Source organism: Pseudomonas sp. P7548, assembly GCF_013386585.1.
Taxonomy (GTDB): domain Bacteria; phylum Pseudomonadota; class Gammaproteobacteria; order Pseudomonadales; family Pseudomonadaceae; genus Aquipseudomonas.
Genome location: NZ_JACARO010000014.1, coordinates 167,531 through 184,449 on the forward strand (window position 1 = coordinate 167,531; position 16,919 = coordinate 184,449).

General features: G+C 59.5%; 16 protein-coding genes. 8 read left to right on the forward strand and 8 right to left on the reverse strand.

The features are described from left to right. Window positions 1-10: 10 nt before the first annotated feature. Genes HX803_RS07830 through HX803_RS07850 form a run of 5 tightly spaced genes read right to left on the reverse strand, consistent with a single transcriptional unit; the run spans window position 11 to window position 5,928 of the window. A complete protein-coding gene (locus HX803_RS07830) occupies window positions 11-1,723 on the reverse strand; it encodes a thiamine pyrophosphate-binding protein (protein ID WP_178919905.1) in 1,713 nt (570 codons plus the stop codon). A gap of 3 nt (window positions 1,724-1,726) precedes the next feature. Continuing rightward, complete coding sequence (gene rfbH / locus HX803_RS07835; RefSeq protein ID WP_178919906.1) at window positions 1,727-3,040, reverse strand: lipopolysaccharide biosynthesis protein RfbH; 1,314 nt, start codon at window positions 3,038-3,040, stop codon at window positions 1,727-1,729. Window positions 3,041-3,064: 24 nt separating this feature from the next. Beyond that, the gene (rfbG, locus tag HX803_RS07840; protein WP_178919924.1) at window positions 3,065-4,150 is read right to left on the reverse strand and encodes a CDP-glucose 4,6-dehydratase; all 1,086 of its coding nucleotides are present in this window, start codon (window positions 4,148-4,150) and stop codon (window positions 3,065-3,067) included. A 2-nt stretch (window positions 4,151-4,152) separates the two neighbouring features. Next, window positions 4,153-4,926 (reverse strand): glucose-1-phosphate cytidylyltransferase, encoded by a 774-nt coding sequence (gene rfbF, locus HX803_RS07845; protein ID WP_178919907.1) that lies wholly within the window; start codon window positions 4,924-4,926, stop codon window positions 4,153-4,155. A 12-nt stretch (window positions 4,927-4,938) separates the two neighbouring features. Continuing rightward, window positions 4,939-5,928 carry an FAD-binding oxidoreductase gene (locus HX803_RS07850; RefSeq protein WP_178919908.1) on the reverse strand — a complete coding sequence of 330 codons (990 nt, stop codon included), beginning with the start codon at window positions 5,926-5,928 and terminating at the stop codon, window positions 4,939-4,941. Between the two features lie 655 nt (window positions 5,929-6,583). Here HX803_RS07850 and HX803_RS07855 point away from each other — a divergent pair. Next, entirely contained in the window at window positions 6,584-6,916 is a 333-nt protein-coding gene (locus tag HX803_RS07855; RefSeq protein WP_178919909.1) for a ComEA family DNA-binding protein, read from the forward strand. A gap of 17 nt (window positions 6,917-6,933) precedes the next feature. Here HX803_RS07855 and HX803_RS07860 read toward each other — a convergent pair whose 3' ends face one another. Beyond that, window positions 6,934-7,512 carry a TetR/AcrR family transcriptional regulator gene (locus HX803_RS07860; protein WP_178919910.1) on the reverse strand — a complete coding sequence of 193 codons (579 nt, stop codon included), beginning with the start codon at window positions 7,510-7,512 and terminating at the stop codon, window positions 6,934-6,936. Window positions 7,513-7,644: 132 nt separating this feature from the next. Here HX803_RS07860 and HX803_RS07865 point away from each other — a divergent pair, with 132 nt between their 5' ends. After that, window positions 7,645-8,289 (forward strand): GntR family transcriptional regulator, encoded by a 645-nt coding sequence (locus HX803_RS07865; protein WP_178919911.1) that lies wholly within the window; start codon window positions 7,645-7,647, stop codon window positions 8,287-8,289. Between the two features lie 14 nt (window positions 8,290-8,303). Continuing rightward, the gene (locus tag HX803_RS07870; protein ID WP_178919912.1) at window positions 8,304-9,152 is read left to right on the forward strand and encodes a DUF1989 domain-containing protein; all 849 of its coding nucleotides are present in this window, start codon (window positions 8,304-8,306) and stop codon (window positions 9,150-9,152) included. Between the two features lie 74 nt (window positions 9,153-9,226). On the opposite strand, the gene HX803_RS07875 is transcribed toward HX803_RS07870, so the two are convergent. Together HX803_RS07875 and eat are read right to left on the reverse strand one after the other, a co-directional pair. Beyond that, a complete protein-coding gene (locus tag HX803_RS07875) occupies window positions 9,227-9,394 on the reverse strand; it encodes a DUF2897 family protein (protein ID WP_003172675.1) in 168 nt (55 codons plus the stop codon). A 110-nt stretch (window positions 9,395-9,504) separates the two neighbouring features. Continuing rightward, a complete protein-coding gene (gene eat / locus HX803_RS07880) occupies window positions 9,505-10,869 on the reverse strand; it encodes an ethanolamine permease (RefSeq protein ID WP_178919913.1) in 1,365 nt (454 codons plus the stop codon). Between the two features lie 413 nt (window positions 10,870-11,282). On the opposite strand from eat, the gene kdpF reads away from it, so the two are divergent. From kdpF to HX803_RS07905, 5 genes are all read left to right on the forward strand, one after another. Continuing rightward, window positions 11,283-11,372, forward strand: a complete 90-nt coding sequence (kdpF, locus tag HX803_RS07885; protein ID WP_003218754.1) for a K(+)-transporting ATPase subunit F — start codon at window positions 11,283-11,285, stop codon at window positions 11,370-11,372. Window positions 11,373-11,381: 9 nt separating this feature from the next. After that, entirely contained in the window at window positions 11,382-13,076 is a 1,695-nt protein-coding gene (kdpA, locus tag HX803_RS07890; RefSeq protein WP_178919914.1) for a potassium-transporting ATPase subunit KdpA, read from the forward strand. Window positions 13,077-13,087: 11 nt separating this feature from the next. Next, window positions 13,088-15,145: a potassium-transporting ATPase subunit KdpB gene (gene kdpB / locus HX803_RS07895; protein ID WP_178919915.1), complete on the forward strand. Its 2,058-nt coding sequence runs from the start codon at window positions 13,088-13,090 to the stop codon at window positions 15,143-15,145. 111 nt (window positions 15,146-15,256) lie between these two features. After that, a complete protein-coding gene (kdpC, locus tag HX803_RS07900) occupies window positions 15,257-15,802 on the forward strand; it encodes a potassium-transporting ATPase subunit KdpC (protein WP_178919916.1) in 546 nt (181 codons plus the stop codon). A gap of 125 nt (window positions 15,803-15,927) precedes the next feature. Then, window positions 15,928-16,919: universal stress protein (locus tag HX803_RS07905; RefSeq protein WP_178919917.1), on the forward strand; the 992-nt coding region annotated here is incomplete at its 3' end.

A 16,919-nucleotide genomic window follows, 5' to 3' on the forward strand; every position in this document is an offset into this window, starting at 1 on the left:
AATTTATGGGTTAAATACCCATGCCTTTTGGGGGCATTTGCTGGTCAATCAACTTCCCGAACTCGAGCCGTGGGCGACACTCTCGTGCGTCAGGCATGATGACCTCAATCAACATGGGGCGGGGTGCTTCCAAAAACTCCCTGACAGGAGCATGGAAGTCGGCATCCCGTGTAACAATCCTGCCAGTGATGCCATAAGCTTCACCAATGGCCTTGAATTGAGATGTGTAACCGTTCCAGTAGGTCGAAGACGTTCGGCCCTCAAAGTACATTTCTTGAAACCCGTGTACCATCCCCAGAGAGTGGTTGTTGAGCACTATTACCAGTACCGGCAGTTGGTCTCGCGCAATGACATCCAGCTCCTGAATGTTGAGCTGCGCGCCACCGTCTCCGGTAATGACAATCACAGGCTTGTTGCCGGCGTTGCAAGCGCCAATGGCGGCTGGAATCGCGAACCCCATGGTGCCCAGCCCACCGGAGTGATGCATGGATTGGCCGGGGCTCAAGCGGAGTGTATGCGCTGCCCACATTTGGTTGTTGCCGACATCGGCAACATAATCGACAGCCTGTCCTTTAGCCAGCTTGCAAAGACTCGAAAAAATCGCAAACGGGCTAACACGCCAGTCGCTGTACTCGTCTACAAAACTGATCTGGAAGCGGGCCTGCAATTCGGCTGCCCAGGCGGCCCACGCCTTGTTTTTCGGCACTTGGGAAAGAACGAAACTGGCAAAGAAGGTATTCAGTTCCATTATGTAGGAGGCGTGTGTTTGAACCCGGTTGTTCAATTGCCCTGCCATCAGGTCAATCTGGAAAATTTTGGCCTTGCGGGCGAAATCTTCGGGTTGTGCACCCGTTTGTCGAACATCCAGGCGACTTCCCAATACCAGTAGGAAATCGCAGTTTTGCACCGCGTGGTTGGCTGTGCGCGTTCCGTAGGCGCCGAGCATGCCCAGGTAGTTCGCGTTCGCCGGGATTTTCTCTGCACCTTTCAAACTGGCTACATATGGAACGTCCAGACCTTCCAACTGTTCGAGCCATTGCTTGAATTGGCGTGTGTTGACGGCGCCTCCACCCAGCAAGATCAAAGGTCTTTGCGCGGATGCCAGCGCATTGGCTATTGCCTCGATGTCGCAAGCGCGAACTTGATCCACGGCCTGTTCATCGCGCGGCGCCAACATCGCTTGTACGACGCTGTCATCAATATCGGCGCGTTGTATGTTCATCGGAATATCCAGCAGCACCGGGCCGGGGCGTCCTTCCTTGGCGATGTCGATCGCTTTCTGCAGGCAAACAAGCAACTCGTCGACATGTTTGACCTGATAGGCATACTTTGTGATGCTGCTGACCAGCGCAACGCTATCGAGCTCCTGAAAACCCTGTTGGCGAATATTTCTGCCACCTTTGAGTTCGTAGGTATTAACCTGGCCTGTCAGAAATAGGCACGGGTGGCTGTCAAGCCAGCAGTCGGCTATGCCGGTCATCAGGTTAGTGGCGCCCGGGCCGCTTGTACCCAGGGCAACACCGAGTATTTCGTGGTGCGTTGCACGGGCAACGGCAGATGCGGCAAACGCGGCCCCTTGCTCATGGTGAACCGAGACCAGTTTGGTCCGACCCAACTGATTGATGCTGTCAACCAGGTGCGTGATCATCCCACCGATCAGTTCATACCCATACAGAACCTTGTTCTGTGCAAGAACCAGCGCCACCGCATCCGATGCTTTCATCGCCTAGAAGCCGATTCCAAAGAATTCTTCCAACTTCTCACCCACAAACTCGAAGTGCTCTTGGCCCAACGATGGCTGTACACCAAGCCAGAAGGTCTGGTTCATGGTGCGGTCGGTATTGGTCAGTTCGCCCACTACGCGGTATTCCAGGTTCTGGAAGTAAGGCTGGCGAGTCAGGTTGCCGGCAAAGAGCAGTCGTGTGCCAATTTTGTGCTGGTCAAGGTACTTGAGCAAATCGACGCGGTTGACGCCGCTGCTTTCCTTGAGCGTCACCGGGAAACCGAACCATGAAGGATCGCTGTTGGGGGTGGCTTCAGCGATTTCCAGGAACTCGGACAGGCTGGACAAACGCTCCTTGAGCAACGCGAAGTTGCGCTTGCGGGTGTCGATGAAGTCCTGGGCGCGTTCGAGTTGGGCCAGGCCGCAGGCTGCCTGCATGTCGGTAATTTTCAGGTTATAGCCCAGGTGTGCGTACACGTACTTGTGGTCGTAACCTTGAGGCAGGCTGCCATATTGCTGGCCAAAGCGATCACCGCAGGTGTTGTCGCAGCCGGGTGCGCAGTAGCAATCACGGCCCCAGTCACGGAACGACTCGGCAATTACCTTGAGCTGTGGGTTGTTGGTGAATACGGCCCCACCTTCGCCCATGGTGATGTGGTGTGCGGGGTAAAAGCTGAGGGTGGCGATGTCGCCGAAAGTACCTACCAGCTTGCCGTCGTAAGTTGCACCCAGGGCGTCGCAGCAATCCTCAACCAGCCACAGGTTGTACTTTTCACACAATGCCTTGACCTTGCCCAGGTTGAACGGGTTGCCCAGCGTGTGGGCCAGCATGATCGCCTTGGTTTTTGGCGTGATGGCTGCTTCGATCAAGTCTGCATTGATGTTGTGGGTGGCCATGTCGACATCGACAAATACCGGGATCGCACCGAATTGAACGATGGGATTGACCGTGGTCGGGAAGCCCGCGGCCACACCAATCACTTCATCGCCTTTCTTGATCGCCCGCTCACCCAGCTTGGGTGAGGTCAGGGTGCTGAAGGCAACCAGGTTGGCGGAGGAGCCGGAATTGACCGACAACAGGAATTTGACACCGATGAACTCAGCGAGCTTTTTCTCGAACTCAGCATTGAAGCGACCGGTTGTCAGCCAGCCATCCAGGGAGGCTTCGACCATCAGTTGCAATTCGCGAGCGCCGATAACCTTGCCGGAAGGCGGGATAACGGTCTCACCGGCCACGAACGGCTTGCTCGCCAATGCGACGTTGGCGTATTGCTCGACGAGCTTGCTGATTTCCTGGCGGAGCATATCGGGTGTCATGAAAAATCCTGCTAAAAAATAGATTTAGTTGCTGCTGGCATGCATGGCGAGCATGTAGGCATTGATTTCTTCCAGGCAATGGGCCTGCATGTCGCTACCACTCAACCAGGCTCGGTGCCAGGTGACAATCCGGCCGAGCGTGGTTTCAAGGTTCCAGCTGGGTGTCCACTGCAAGTGCGCACGCGCCTTTGAAATATCCAGCTTGAGGTAGTTGGCCTCGTGCGGTTGCGGGTCCTGATCCAGTTGCCATCGGGCACCTGAGCCCCAGGCCTGCACCATGTGATCGAGGATCCACTCCACGGGGCGTGCATCTTCATCCTTGGGGCCGAAGTTCCAGCCTTGGGCAAAACGATGGCCGTGATTCCAGAGATGTTCTGCCAGCACGAGGTATCCACTCAGCGGTTCCAGCACGTGTTGCCATGGCCGGGTGGACTTCGGGTTACGTATTGTGACGGGCTGCCCCTTCTCGAAGGCACTGAGAATATCAGGTATTAGCCGGTCCTCTGCCCAATCACCGCCGCCAATTACGTTGCCAGCCCTGCCAGAGGCCAGTGCGGCACCTTGGGGATTGTTGAAAAACGACTTGCGATAGGCACTGGTGATCAGCTCCGCACAACCTTTGCTGTTGCTGTATGGGTCATGACCGCCCATGGGCTCGTCTTCACGGTAGCCCCATTCCCACTCGCGGTTTTCATAACATTTGTCTGTGGTGACGTTGACGATTGCGCGCAGATTGGGGCACTGCCGTGCGGCTTCGAGCACGTGCAGGGTGCCCATCACGTTGGTGGCGTAGGTCGCGACTGGCTCGCGGTAAGACAAGCGGACCAGCGGCTGTGCTGCCATATGGATCAATATGTCAGGGTTGAAGTGCGTCATGCTGTGGGTGATAGCCGCCAAATCGCGAATATCACCTTGTTCCGACTCCATACGTTCTGCCACCTTGGCCTCGAGGAACAGGGCAGGGTGAGTCGGTGGCGCCAGGGCAAAGCCCTTCACGTGCGCGCCAAGGCTGGTCAGCCACAGAGACAGCCAACTGCCCTTGAACCCGGTGTGGCCAGTGACGAAGACTCTTTTGCCTTGCCAAAAGGCAGGAGAAACTGTCGACTTCATATTCAATCCCAGGATTTCCAGGGCGCTTTGCCTGACTGCCAAAGTTCCTCTAGATAGTGTTTGTCGCGCAACGTGTCCATGGGTTGCCAAAAACCTGGATGCTCGTAGGCCATGAGCTGGCCTTCGGCCGCGAGCCTCATCAACGGTTCCTGTTCCCAGGTAGTGCTGTCGTCTTCCAGGTAATCGAGTACCGTCGGGCTCAGTACGAAGAAGCCGCCATTGATCAGCGCACCATCACCCTTGGGTTTTTCCTTGAAGTTCAGTACTTGTCCCTTCTGAATGTCCAGGGCGCCAAAACGGCCAGGCGGGAATGTTGCGGTGAGCGTTGCGGCCTTGCCGTGTGCCTTATGGAAGGCCAGGGTGGCACTGATATCAAGGTCGCTGACACCGTCGCCATAGGTGAAACAAAAGGCCTCTTCGTTTTTGACATAGTCAGAGACGCGACGCAGGCGACCACCGGTCATAGAGTCGTCACCGGTATCGACCAAGGTAATATTCCAGTCTTCAGCACGCTGGTCATGCACCTTCATGGTGTTGTCACGCATGTTAAATGTGACGTCGGACATATGCAGAAAATAGTTGGCAAAGTATTCCTTGATCACATATCCCTTGTAGCCGCAGCAGATAATGAAGTCATTGATGCCGTGCGCGGAATACATCTTCAGGATGTGCCAGAGGATGGGTTTGCCGCCGATCTCGACCATCGGTTTTGGGCGTACACTGGTTTCTTCGCTTAGCCGCGTTCCCAGGCCACCGGCCAAAATAACTGCTTTCATGCTGTCTCCGGGTCAATTCGAGCTTACAAAGGCATCAGAATGGAAATGTTTGAGGGGCAGGCCAGCCTGTGTCAGCACCTCGCGTGCCGCATGGATCATGGCTTCAGAGCCACAGGCATAGACCGAGGTATCGGCCAGATCAAGGTTTTCTGCAAGTACAACCTGCTGGACGTAACCCTTGGCACCCGGCCACTGCGCGTTCGCGCGTGACAAAGTTGGTCGGTAGGTCAAGCCCAGTGTTGGAAAATCAGGGGTCCAGTACAAGTCGGCTTCTGTACGGCCACCCCAGTAGACGTATATGCGCTTGCCGCTTAGTGATTCGGGGGTGGCCGCCAGCGCCTCGAGCATGGCCTTGACGGGCGCGATTCCGGTCCCTGTGGCCATGAATACCAGGTTTGTGGTGCGGGTCTCGCGCAGGCAGAAGGTGCCAAGTGGGCCTTCCAGCCGTAACAGATCATTGGGTTGAGCATCGCCAAACCAGTATTGGCTCATGACACCATTGGGAACCTGGCGAATATGCAGCTCCAGCTTGGCATCCTCGCGCACGGCGTTGGCAATGGAATAGCTGCGACGCACGCCTTCCTTGCCAATGACATCAATGTACTGCCCGGCGAGGAAGAAAAGCGCGCTTTTGGGAGGGGTTCTGAGGACCACTCGCACCACATCGTCCGCCAGTCGCTCCAGCGTATCGAGTCGGCAAGGCATCGTTCTGATCTGAATTTCAGCCAGTGCGCCAAGATCATCTATATCCAGTTCAAGATCGGAGGTTGCCGCACGGCAACACGTCAGGATTGCACCGCTTGCGCGCTCGTCTTCTGTCAGCGCCAGCTCGGGTTGTATCACCTCAGTCTCGCCCTGAAGCACATTGGCTTTACACACGCCACAGCGACCGGTACGGCAGCTGTATTCGAGCACGATGCCTTGCGATTTTGCACAGGCCAGAAGGGTTTTGTCGGGCTCTGCCGTAAATGTCTTGTGGTTCGACAGTGTGATAATTGACATGTGTCAGGCACCACGCACAGAGGTGGCGTCACGGCAGCTTCGCCCATCCTCTTGAATGTTAGGTGTTGTACACACCGGTGCCATACTTTTGATACCCATGTACGTTTACATCTCCTCTCGTCATAACTCTGAACGTCGTGCGACATTCAGTGCGCAGACTGCATACCCCACGTCAGGGGCATTTTCGTATAGGTTAAAGCGAACAAAAACAACCGGTTCTAACCGCATACCGATTGAATCCTGTCGATAATTACCAGTGGTAACGCAAAATAGTGAGTCTTCGGACGCGATATTCTGCTGGGGCGTTGCTGCAGGTGTAATGAATCTATGAACCTTCCATTGCACCCAATGGCAGATGTTCCCGCCAGGTGGGCAAGTGCTCATCGGGCATACGCTCGTCAAGCTCGCACACGGCGAGAACGCGCTAGTGCGTTCAGATTGATTCATGTGAAAAGTTGCGGCAATTCTACCTGCTTGGGGCCCTAACTGGAAATGTAGGATGGCCACCGCTCTGGCTAGTGGCACCCTGGGTGTCGCAAGCAGGAGTTACACGCCGTAACCCACCCGTTTTTGACTCTCGCCCATCATCACCTAAGTTAAAAAAGCAGCTTCGGAAAAGCTGCTTTTCTCTTATCGATGTCATGGAGCGTCACCAATGCAAAACACCTACCTCTCTTCGTTGCTTTTTGCCTTCCTCACCACTCTCTCCGTCACAGCCACCGCAGCGCCTTCCGTCAAGCCCGAAGCCCCGGCCCCCATCACGGCCCAGATAACCAAAGCCGAACAGTCCGCCAAGGTCGACCTCAACGCTGCCGACGCTGAAACCCTGCGCCGTGACCTCTTCGGTATCGGCGCGGCCAAAGCCAAGGCGATCGTGGCTTATCGTGAAAGCAATGGCCCCTTCACGGCAGTGGATGAGTTGTTGGAAGTGAAAGGTATCGGCAAGGCGTTGTTGGAGAAGAATCGCGACAGGCTGGCAATCAAGTAAGCCACTCAAAAGGCCGGTCACTGACCGGTCTTTTCGTCCTCGAGGTTCAGCGCTTTCAAGCTGTCGCGCACCACATCCATTATCCGCTTTGTCATTTCCGGGCTCTCGACACTCCTGGCCAACACCAAAGCGCCTACCAGAGTCGACATCATCACCAAGGCTCGCTCATCACCACGGTCATCTCCCAGGGCCGTCTCGATCTGCTTGAGCCGAGCGCCAAGCACGGCATCTGTGGTCGAACTATGCTGGCCTCTCAGGCCCAATTCAGAGGACATGGTCGGCAAAGGGCAACCCTCAGCAGGCGAAGTCAGGTGCCACTCCGACAGGTAGCTGTCGATAAACGCTTCCAGCGGGCGTTCCTGGCTGAACAGCCTGTCGCAATGGCTATCGAGTTCGGCCGCTGCAGCCTGCAGGGCTTTTTCGACCAGTTCATCCTTGGATTTGAAATGCGCGTAGAACCCGCCGTGTGTCAGGTTCAGCGCTTTCATCAATGGCTGCAAACCGGTCGCGCCAATGCCGTCGCGGCGGAAGCGCACGGAGGCTTCCTTGATGATGCGCTGATGGGTCTGGGCCTTGTGGTCTTGTGAGTAACGCATAGAAACGCCTCGGAAACGTGCGGGCAGTCTAATGGAGTTGAACCTTTTTACGCATCCAGCCTGCGTGCAAGGCGTTGGCATGAAAAGTGATTACGTCTAGGGATAGGATTGTTCAACAATCATGAGGTGGTCATGACGCTCAGTTTGTCGTTAGCCGACCAGATCGCCCTGGAGTTGCGTGCCGATATCATCGGCGGGCGACTACTGCCGGGGATGGCGCTGGTCGAGGTGGACCTGGTCAAGGTCTATAGCGCGTCGCGCAATACGATTCGCGAAGCGTTGCACCGTTTGGGGCAAGAGGGGCTCACCCGTTATGTGCGCAACAAAGGCGTCATGGTGCGACGGCTGGAACGGGATGAAGTGCGCGACCTGTTTAGGGTGCGCCGTACCCTGGAATTGCAGGCGATCGCCCAGAGCGACAGGCTTTCTGAAACACAGTGTGAACGCATGCAGAGCGCCATCGAAGCCACAACGTTGGCCCGAGAGCGGGAGGACTGGCGCGCCGTGGCGACCCACAGCCTGGTGTTCCACCAACACGTCGTCGGTTTGATGCACAGCCCGTTGTTCGATGAGTTTTTTGCCCAGGTCATCGCGCAACTGCGCCTGGTGTTTTGTGCCGCGCCCGATGAACAACGTTTCCAGTCGCCCTGGCTCGAGCGCGACCGTGAGATCTACACGCTGCTCGCCATCGGTAATAAACCTGCTGCGCAAGAGGCGATGGAGCTGTACTTGCACGATTCCGAGCGCCTTTCGCTGGCCCTGTTTGATCACCCTTGATGGAGGATTGCCCCATGTACAAAGACTATCCGGCCGCTTATCAGGTCAGTAAAGGTTCGGCGTTGCAGGTTGATACGGCGTTTTACGAACGCATACGTGACCGGAAGGACCAGCGCCAATTGATCGAGCAGTTCGAGGTGCCGATTCGCACGGGTAAAGCTTGGAAGGTGCCGGCCGGGCATGTGTTTCGGGTCACCACACCGGTGGGGCCTCAGGTGGGTGACTTCAACGTGTGGAACGCCAATGACCCCCGCGAGCGCCTATGGGCGGCGCGCACCCGCCAGTTGCAGGGCGCTCATGTCAGTACCCATGACCGCTTGTGGTCGAACCTGCCGTTTCTGCGCCCGCTGGTGACGATCACCGACGACAGCCTGGCCGGCTATGGCATCGACGAGCATGGCGGGCGGCTCCACGACCTGCTGGGCACCCGCTGCGATCCGTATGTGAACCGCATGCTCACCGGCGAAGACTTCCATCACCACTGCCACTCCAACCTGACCCGTGCAGTATTGCCCCACGGTTTGACGGAGTTTGATGTGCATGACGTGCTGAATATTTTCCAATGCACCGGCCTTAATCATGACGATATGTACTTCATGAAGGCGTGCCCGGCGCAGAAGGGCGACTACCTGGAGTTTTTTGCCGAGATTGATCTGCTGTGTGCGTTGTCCACGTGCCCGGGCGGTGATTTATCGCTGCCGATGTGGGGGCCGCAGGCGCAGGACCCGCTGACGGTGTGCCGGCCTTTGGGGGTTGAAATCTACAGGTTGGAAGAGGCATTGCTGAGCGGCTGGAGCCAGCCGGAGCGTGCGGCCTATAAGGGGCAGCATGGGTTGCATATCGCCAAGGCGGCTTGGGAGTGATTGGGGTAGGGGCTGCTTCGCAGCCCGGCGCGGGGTGAGCCCGCTCACTGCAGTGAACGACCTCATTGGATCGGTCAGCGGTCCTGCGCATCCTTGGCATCCGCCTGGGCGTTGCGCTCGGCCACGCGCTTGCGTTGTTCGTCGGTGAGTTCCACCTTGTTGGCGCTGTCACGCAGCATCATCAAACCACCGACGATCGAACCGATCGCGACCACCATAATCAACCACGCATACCACGGCATAAGGCTCTCCTTGAGGCGGATTACCGTGGGAGAATTTTCCCACGGTAATAACTGCTTTGAGCAACAGGCTTTCTGAGTAGTTCATTGTAGGCCTGTTCCGCCTCGTTAACTCAGAGCCCGGTCAACATCGCATCCGCCGGCGCATCGGCGCGATCCTGTGCAGTCATTTGGAAGTAGACGAACCCCGCCAGCATGAAACCGAGGAAGATCAGCCCGATCAGCGCGTTGAACCAGGCCATCGCGACCAGGCACACCACCGCCAGCACCAGCGCAATGCCCGGCACGATCGGATAACCCGGCGCCCGGAAGGTACGCTCCAGCAATGGTTCGGTCTTACGCAGCTTGAACAGGCTGAGCATGCTCATGATGTACATCACGATGGCCCCGAAGACCGCCATGGTGATCATCGCCGCGGTCAGCGTCATGCCGCCCAGGTTGATCAGGCCGTCGCTGTAGATGGCGGCGATGCCGACCACGCCGCCGGCGATGATTGCTCGGTGCGGTGTCTGAAAACGCGACAGTTTGGCCAGGAAAGGTGGCAGGTAACCAGCGCGGGCCAGGGCAAAAAACTGGCGCGAGTAACCGAGGATGATCCCGTGGAAGCTAGCCACCAGGCCAAACAGGCCGATCCACACCAGCATGTGCAACCAGCCGGAACTCTCGCCTACCACGGTTTTCATCGCCTGGGGCAATGGGTCATTGATGTTCGACAGGGTGCGCCAGTCGCCTACGCCACCGGCGAAGAACATCACCCCCATAGCCAGGAGCACCAGGGTGAGGATGCCGCTGATGTAGGCTTTTGGAATGGTGCGCTTCGGATCTTTGGCTTCCTCGGCCGCCATGGCCGCGCCTTCGATGGCCAGGAAAAACCAGATCGCAAACGGAATCGCCGCAAACATCCCGGCAATCGCCGGCGCGCCGAAGGTGTCAGCGCCCGCCCAACCATTCAGGGCAAAGTGGCTGAAACTGAAGGCCGGGGCAACCACGCCCATGAACACCAGCAGTTCGGCGACGGCCAGTACGCACACCACCAGCTCAAAGGTTGCTGCGAGCTTCACCCCGAGGATGTTCAGGCCCATGAACACGATGTAGGCACCCACGGCCGCGTGTTTCGGGTCCAGTGCCGGAAACTGCACATTCAGGTAGGCGCCGATGGCCAGGGCGATGGCGGGCGGGGCGAAGACAAATTCGATCAAGGTGGCGAGACCCGCGATCAGGCCACCTTTTTCGCCGAAGGCGCGACGGCTGTAGGCAAACGGCCCGCCAGCATGAGGAATGGCGGTGGTCAACTCAGTGAAACTGAAGATAAAGAAGGTGTACATCGCCGCGACCATCAGTGAAGTCACCAGGAACCCCAGCGTACCTGCCACGCCCCAGCCATAGCTCCAGCCGAAGTATTCACCGGAAATCACCAGCCCGACCGCAATGCCCCACAAATGCAGGGTGCCTAAAGTGGGTTTGAGTTGTGTGTTCATCGTGTTGCTCTCCCTGAACCGGTTGGAATGATTCAAGGTGTTGCAGTGGGCATGCCAGCCTGAGAATCATTGTCGTAAAGCAGTGCAACTGTCGCCAGTACGACGGTTTGGCGTTTGAAATTTTCCAGCGTTGCACCAGATAGGGGCGCTGGTGACTGAACGGGCGCCTTCGCGGGCAAGCCCGCTCCCACAGTGGAGCGCGCATATCCTGGTCAAACGCAGCCAGGTGTGGGAGCCGGGCTTGCCCGCGATGAGGCCCTCAAACTCACCATAAATCCCCCTGTAAACCCCGGATAAACCCACTCTTTACGCCGTCTTTACGCCCCACCCATACCCTCGCTCTCGTTCCTTTACGCCACTCCTGCCGACAATTGCCCCACACGCGGCAATCGCCGCAAAACGGAGAGACTTCCATGAGCGTTCTGGACGGGGTGTCACTGCTATTGGCCGTGGCGCTGTTCATTTATCTGCTGGTTGCGCTGTTACGCGCGGATCGGAACTAGGAGCGGGCCATGCACAGTTATGACTATTGGCTGATCATCGCCTTCTTTGCGGTGGTGCTGGTGCCGGCACCGTTCCTCGGGCGGTTCTACTACAAGGTGATGGAAGGGCAGCGCACCTGGCTCACGCCGGTGCTCGGCCCGGTGGAGCGCGCCTGTTATCGCCTGTCGGGCGTGGATGAGCATCAAGAACAAAGCTGGCAGAAATACACGCTGGCCTTGCTGGCATTCAACCTAGCAGGCTTTGTGCTGCTCTTCGCGATCCTGTTGTTCCAGGACTATCTCCCACTGAACCCGCAGAAATTGCCGGGCCAGGAATGGACCCTGGCCTTCAACACTGCGATCAGTTTCATGACCAACACCAACTGGCAGTCCTACAGCGGTGAGGCTTCCCTGAGCTACCTCAGCCAGATGGTTGGCCTGACCGTGCAGAACTTCGTCAGCGCCGCCACGGGGCTCGCCGTCCTGGTCGCGTTGTGCCGTGGGATTGGTCGCAAGTCCACCAAGACACTGGGCAACTTCTGGGTCGACATGACCCGCGCCACCCTCTATGGCCTGCTGCCATTGTGCCTGGTGCTGGCGTTGTACCTGGTGTGGCAGGGCGTGCCGCAAACCTTCGCTCATTACGTTGATGCCGTGACGATGCAGGGCGTGGATCAAGTGATTCCGCTGGGCCCGGCTGCCAGTCAGATTGCGATCAAGCAATTGGGCACTAACGGCGGTGGTTTCTTCGGCGTCAACTCGGCCCACCCCTTTGAAGACCCGACAGCCTGGGCCAACCTGTTCGAGCTGGCGGCGATCATTCTGATCCCGGTGGCACTGGTGTTTACGTTTGGCCACTACGTCAAAGACCTGCGTCAGAGCCGCGCGATCCTCGGCTGCATGCTGGCGCTGTTCCTGATCGGCGGTGCGACCTCGCTGTGGGCCGAGTACCAGCCCAACCCGACGCTGAATAACCCTGCCGTCGAGCAAACCGCACCGTTGGAAGGTAAGGAAGCACGCTTTGGTACCACTGGCACGGTGCTCTGGTCGGTGACCACGACGGCGGCGTCCAACGGCTCGGTCAATGGCATGCAGGACAGCCTCAACCCCCTCAGCGGCATGGTGGCGCTGGTCAACATGATGGTCGGCGAAGTGATCTTCGGCGGTGTCGGCGCCGGCATGTACGGCATGTTGCTCAATGTGCTGATCGCCGTGTTCCTCGCCGGCCTGATGATCGGTCGCACACCGGAATACCTGGGCAAGAAACTTCAGGCCAAGGAAGTGCAATTGCTGGTGGTGACCTTGCTGGTGATGCCGGTGGGCACCTTGGTGCTGGGTGCCATCGCCGCCAGTTTGCCTGGTCCGGCGGGGGCTATCAGCAACCCCGGTCCCCATGGTTTCAGCCAGTTGCTCTACGCCTACACCTCAGCGAGTGCCAACAACGGCTCGGCGTTCGGCGGCTTCAGTGCCAACACCCCGTTCCACAACCTGATGCTGGGCCTGGGCATGTTGATCGGCCGCTTCGGCTACATCCTGCCGGTACTGGCACTGGCCGGCAGCCTGGCGATGAAGAAGACCGCTCCGATTGGCCAGAACAGCTTCCCCACTCATGGCCCGCTGTTCGTGACGCTGTTGACTGTGACCATCTTGCTGGTGGGCGGCCTGACGTTCTTGCCGACCCTGGCGCTGGGCCCGATTGCTGAACACCTGAGCATGGGCTTCTGAGGGATATGAAAATGAATATGCCTGCAAAAAACGCAGCTCCCGTGCAAACCCAGGAGCCTGCCAAAACCGCCATCTCTGCCCTGTGGCGCCCTGCGCTGGTCCAGGCGTTCGTCAAGCTGGATCCGCGCCAACTGCAACGCTCGCCGGTCATGCTGGTGGTCGAACTGACCGCCATCCTCACCACCGTGTTGTGCTTTGTGCCCGACACAGCAGTGCCCACCTATGTTGCGGTGCAGATCGCCGTATGGCTGTGGTTCACCGTGCTGTTTGCCAACTTCGCCGAGGCCCTGGCCGAAGGTCGCGGCAAGGCCCGTGCCGACAGCCTCAAGGCCGGCAGCGAAGGCCTGAGCGCCCGGCGCAAGGAGGCCGATGGCAGCTTCAAGGTGGTGCCGGCCACCAGCCTGCGCAAAGGCGATGTAGTGCGCGTCGCCGCCGGGGAAATGATCCCCGGTGACGGCGAGGTCATCGAAGGTATCGCGGCGGTCAACGAAGCGGCGATTACCGGTGAATCCGCGCCGGTGATCCGCGAGTCCGGTGGCGACCGTTCGGCCGTCACCGGCAACACCCGCCTGGTGTCCGACTGGCTGCTGATCCGCATCACTGCCAACCCGGGCGAGTCCACCCTTGACCGCATGATCGCCCTGGTCGAAGGCGCCAAGCGCCAGAAAACCCCCAACGAAGTCGCGCTGGATATCCTGCTGATCGGCCTGACGCTGATCTTCCTGCTGGTGGTGGTGACCCTGCAGCCGTTCGCCCACTTCGCCAGTGGCAGCTTGCCGCTGGTGTTCCTGGTCGCACTGCTGGTGACGCTGATTCCTACCACTATCGGTGGTTTGCTGTCGGCCATCGGTATCGCCGGCATGGACCGTCTGGTGCGCCTCAACGTGATCGCCAAATCCGGTCGCGCAGTGGAAGCGGCGGGCGACGTGCACGTGTTGCTGCTGGACAAGACCGGTACCATCACCTTTGGCAACCGTCGCTGTGCGGCGGTGATCGCAGCGCCCGGTGTCAGTGGCCGGGACCTGGCCGAGGGCGCGCTGTTGGCGTCGTTGGCGGACGACACGGCGGAAGGCAAATCCATTGTTGAATACCTGCGCGCCTTGCACCCTCAGGCCGAACCGACCCTGGACCAACTGACCTCCGTGCCGTTCAGTGCGGAAACCCGGTTGTCCGGTGTGGATTACCAAGGCCGTGTGTTCCGTAAAGGCGCCGTGGATTCGCTGCTGACGTTTATCGGCCAACAGCGTCGCGACCTGCTGCCCGCGCTGTCGCGTGAAATCGACAAGATCGCCCAGAGCGGCGGCACCCCGTTGCTGGTGTGTGCCGATGGCAAATTGCTGGGCGCGATCCACCTCAAAGACGTGGTCAAGCCCGGCATCCGTGAACGCTTCGCCGAGTTGCGCAAGCTGGGGATTCGCACCGTGATGGTCACCGGTGACAACCCGCTGACCGCCGCCGCGATTGCCGCTGAAGCCGGTGTGGATGACGTGCTGGCCGAAGCCACCCCGGAGAAAAAGCTCGCGCGCATTCGCCATGAGCAGAACGACGGCCGCCTGGTTGCGATGTGTGGCGACGGTGCCAACGATGCCCCGGCGCTGGCCCAGGCTGACGTCGGCATGGCCATGAACGACGGCACCCAGGCCGCCCGCGAGGCCGCCAACATGGTCGACCTCGACAGCGACCCGACCAAGCTGCTGGACGTGGTACAGATCGGCAAGGAATTGCTGGTGACCCGTGGCGCGCTCACCACCTTCTCTATCGCCAACGACGTAGCCAAGTACTTCGCGATCCTGCCGGCGCTGTTTGCCTCGATCTACCCGCAACTGGGCGTGCTCAACGTGATGCACCTGCAGAGCCCGCAGAGCGCGATTCTCTCGGCCATCGTGTTCAACGCCTTGATCATCGTGGTGCTGATTCCCCTGGCGCTGCGCGGCGTGCGCGTGCAGGCGGCGAGTGCGGCAGCGTTGCTGCGTCGCAACCTGCTGATCTACGGGCTGGGCGGGATCCTGGTGCCGTTCGTGGGCATCAAGGCCATCGACATGCTGCTGACGGCGCTGCACCTGGTGTAACCCTAACTCTCGTAGGAGCCGGCTTGCCGGCGATCGGTCCGACGCGGTGCAACTGACCCACCGCCATCGCCGACAAGCCGGCTCCTACAGATCTAATGTGAGGAAGTTGAAATGTCTAACATCATCCGCCCAGCCCTGAGCCTGCTGGTGCTCATGAGCCTGATCACCGGCGTCGCCTACCCGCTGGTGGTGACTGGCGTCGCCCAGGTGGCCTTCCCTGATCAGGCCAATGGCAGCCTGGTGCACGACGCCAGCGGCAAGGTGCGGGGTTCCAGCCTGATCGCCCAAGACTTTACCGGCGACACCTGGTTCCATCCACGCCCCTCGGCCGGTGCTTTCGCCACTGTTTCCAGCAGCGCCAGCAACTTGGGCCCAAGCAACCCGGCGCTGGCCACACGCATCTTCGACGATGCCAGCAAACAGTTGGTACCTGGCCAGGGGCCGGTGCCCCTGGTCTCGCTGACTACCTCCGGCAGCGGTCTTGATCCACACTTGCCTCCACAGGCGATTGCCTATCAACTGGCGCGAGTGGCCGCCGCACGGAATGTACCGGTGTCGACCCTGCAGCGGTTGCTGGATGAGCACATTGAAAGCCCGCTGATCGGGCCGCCGGTGGTGAACGTGCTGGCGTTGAACATGGCCCTGGAAAAGTTGTAGGCAGTGGCGCCGCCATCGCAGGCAAGCCAGCTCCCACAGGGGAATGCTTTCCCTTGTGGGAGCCGGGCTTGCCCGCGATGGCGGTCTGAAGCACACCCGATAAACACCTGAAGGAACCCCCGCGCATGAGCGACTCCGGCCGCGCCGATGCCCTGCTAGCCGAACTGCCACGGGACGGCCGTGGCCGGCTCAAAGTCTTCCTGGGCGCCGCGCCGGGTGTGGGCAAGACCTACGCCATGCTCCAGGCCGCCCACACTCAGCTGCGCCAAGGCGTGCGCCTGATCGCCGGCGTGGTCGAAACCCACGGCCGCGCCGAAACCGAAGCCTTGCTCGGCGGCCTGCCGCAACAACCGTTGCTGCGCAGTGAATATCGCGGCGTGATGCTCGAAGAAATGGACCTCGACGGCCTGCTCGCCGCCAAGCCCAAGCTGGTGCTGGTGGACGAGCTGGCCCACAGCAACGCCCCTGGCAGCCGCCATGAAAAGCGTTGGCAAGACATCCAGGAACTGCTGGCCGCCGGCATCAACGTGTTCACCACGGTCAACGTCCAGCACCTGGAAAGCCTCAACGATCAAGTGCGCGGCATCACCGGCGTACAGGTGCGCGAAACCCTGCCGGACTGGGTGCTGCAAGAGGCCGACGAACTGCTGCTGATCGACCTGCCGTCTCGCGAGCTGCTGGAGCGTCTGCGCGACGGCAAGGTCTACGTGCCCGAGCAGGCCCGCGCGGCCATCGAGGCCTTCTTCACCCAGACCAACCTGATGGCCCTGCGTGAACTGGCGATGCAAACCGCCGCCGCCCATGTCGACGACGACTTGGCCCAGGGCTATCGCCAACTCGGGCAGGCAGCACCTGCCGTGCGCGGGCGGTTGCTGGTGGGCGTGGATGGCGATGCGCAAGCCGAACGCCTGGTGCGTCACGCCAGCCGCGTGGCCCAGCGCCGGCATCTGCCGTGGAGCCTGGTGCATGTCGATAACGGCCGGGCGCGGGATGAGCAATCGCGCCTGCGCCTGCAGAACGCCCAGCAGTTGGCCGAGCGGCTGGGCGGTGAAGTGGTGTTGCTGCGGGCGGGGGAGGTGGCCAAGACGCTGATCCAACACGCCGCCGAACGCCGCGC

Bases quoted from the DNA above. Each gene is read 5' to 3' on its own strand.
- HX803_RS07850 (WP_178919908.1), bottom strand. From the start codon at position 5,928: ATGTCAATTATCACACTGTCGAACCACAAGACATTTACGGCAGAGCCC.
- rfbH (WP_178919906.1), bottom strand. From the start codon at position 3,040: ATGACACCCGATATGCTCCGCCAGGAAATCAGCAAGCTCGTCGAGCAA.
- rfbF (WP_178919907.1), bottom strand. From the start codon at position 4,926: ATGAAAGCAGTTATTTTGGCCGGTGGCCTGGGAACGCGGCTAAGCGAA.
- HX803_RS07865 (WP_178919911.1), top strand. From the start codon at position 7,645: ATGACGCTCAGTTTGTCGTTAGCCGACCAGATCGCCCTGGAGTTGCGT.
- rfbG (WP_178919924.1), bottom strand. From the start codon at position 4,150: ATGAAGTCGACAGTTTCTCCTGCCTTTTGGCAAGGCAAAAGAGTCTTC.
- HX803_RS07870 (WP_178919912.1), top strand. From the start codon at position 8,304: ATGTACAAAGACTATCCGGCCGCTTATCAGGTCAGTAAAGGTTCGGCG.
- HX803_RS07860 (WP_178919910.1), bottom strand. From the start codon at position 7,512: ATGCGTTACTCACAAGACCACAAGGCCCAGACCCATCAGCGCATCATC.
- kdpC (WP_178919916.1), top strand. From the start codon at position 15,257: ATGTCTAACATCATCCGCCCAGCCCTGAGCCTGCTGGTGCTCATGAGC.
- HX803_RS07830 (WP_178919905.1), bottom strand. From the start codon at position 1,723: ATGAAAGCATCGGATGCGGTGGCGCTGGTTCTTGCACAGAACAAGGTT.
- eat (WP_178919913.1), bottom strand. From the start codon at position 10,869: ATGAACACACAACTCAAACCCACTTTAGGCACCCTGCATTTGTGGGGC.
- kdpA (WP_178919914.1), top strand. From the start codon at position 11,382: ATGCACAGTTATGACTATTGGCTGATCATCGCCTTCTTTGCGGTGGTG.
- HX803_RS07875 (WP_003172675.1), bottom strand. From the start codon at position 9,394: ATGCCGTGGTATGCGTGGTTGATTATGGTGGTCGCGATCGGTTCGATC.
- HX803_RS07855 (WP_178919909.1), top strand. From the start codon at position 6,584: ATGCAAAACACCTACCTCTCTTCGTTGCTTTTTGCCTTCCTCACCACT.
- kdpF (WP_003218754.1), top strand. From the start codon at position 11,283: ATGAGCGTTCTGGACGGGGTGTCACTGCTATTGGCCGTGGCGCTGTTC.
- kdpB (WP_178919915.1), top strand. From the start codon at position 13,088: ATGAATATGCCTGCAAAAAACGCAGCTCCCGTGCAAACCCAGGAGCCT.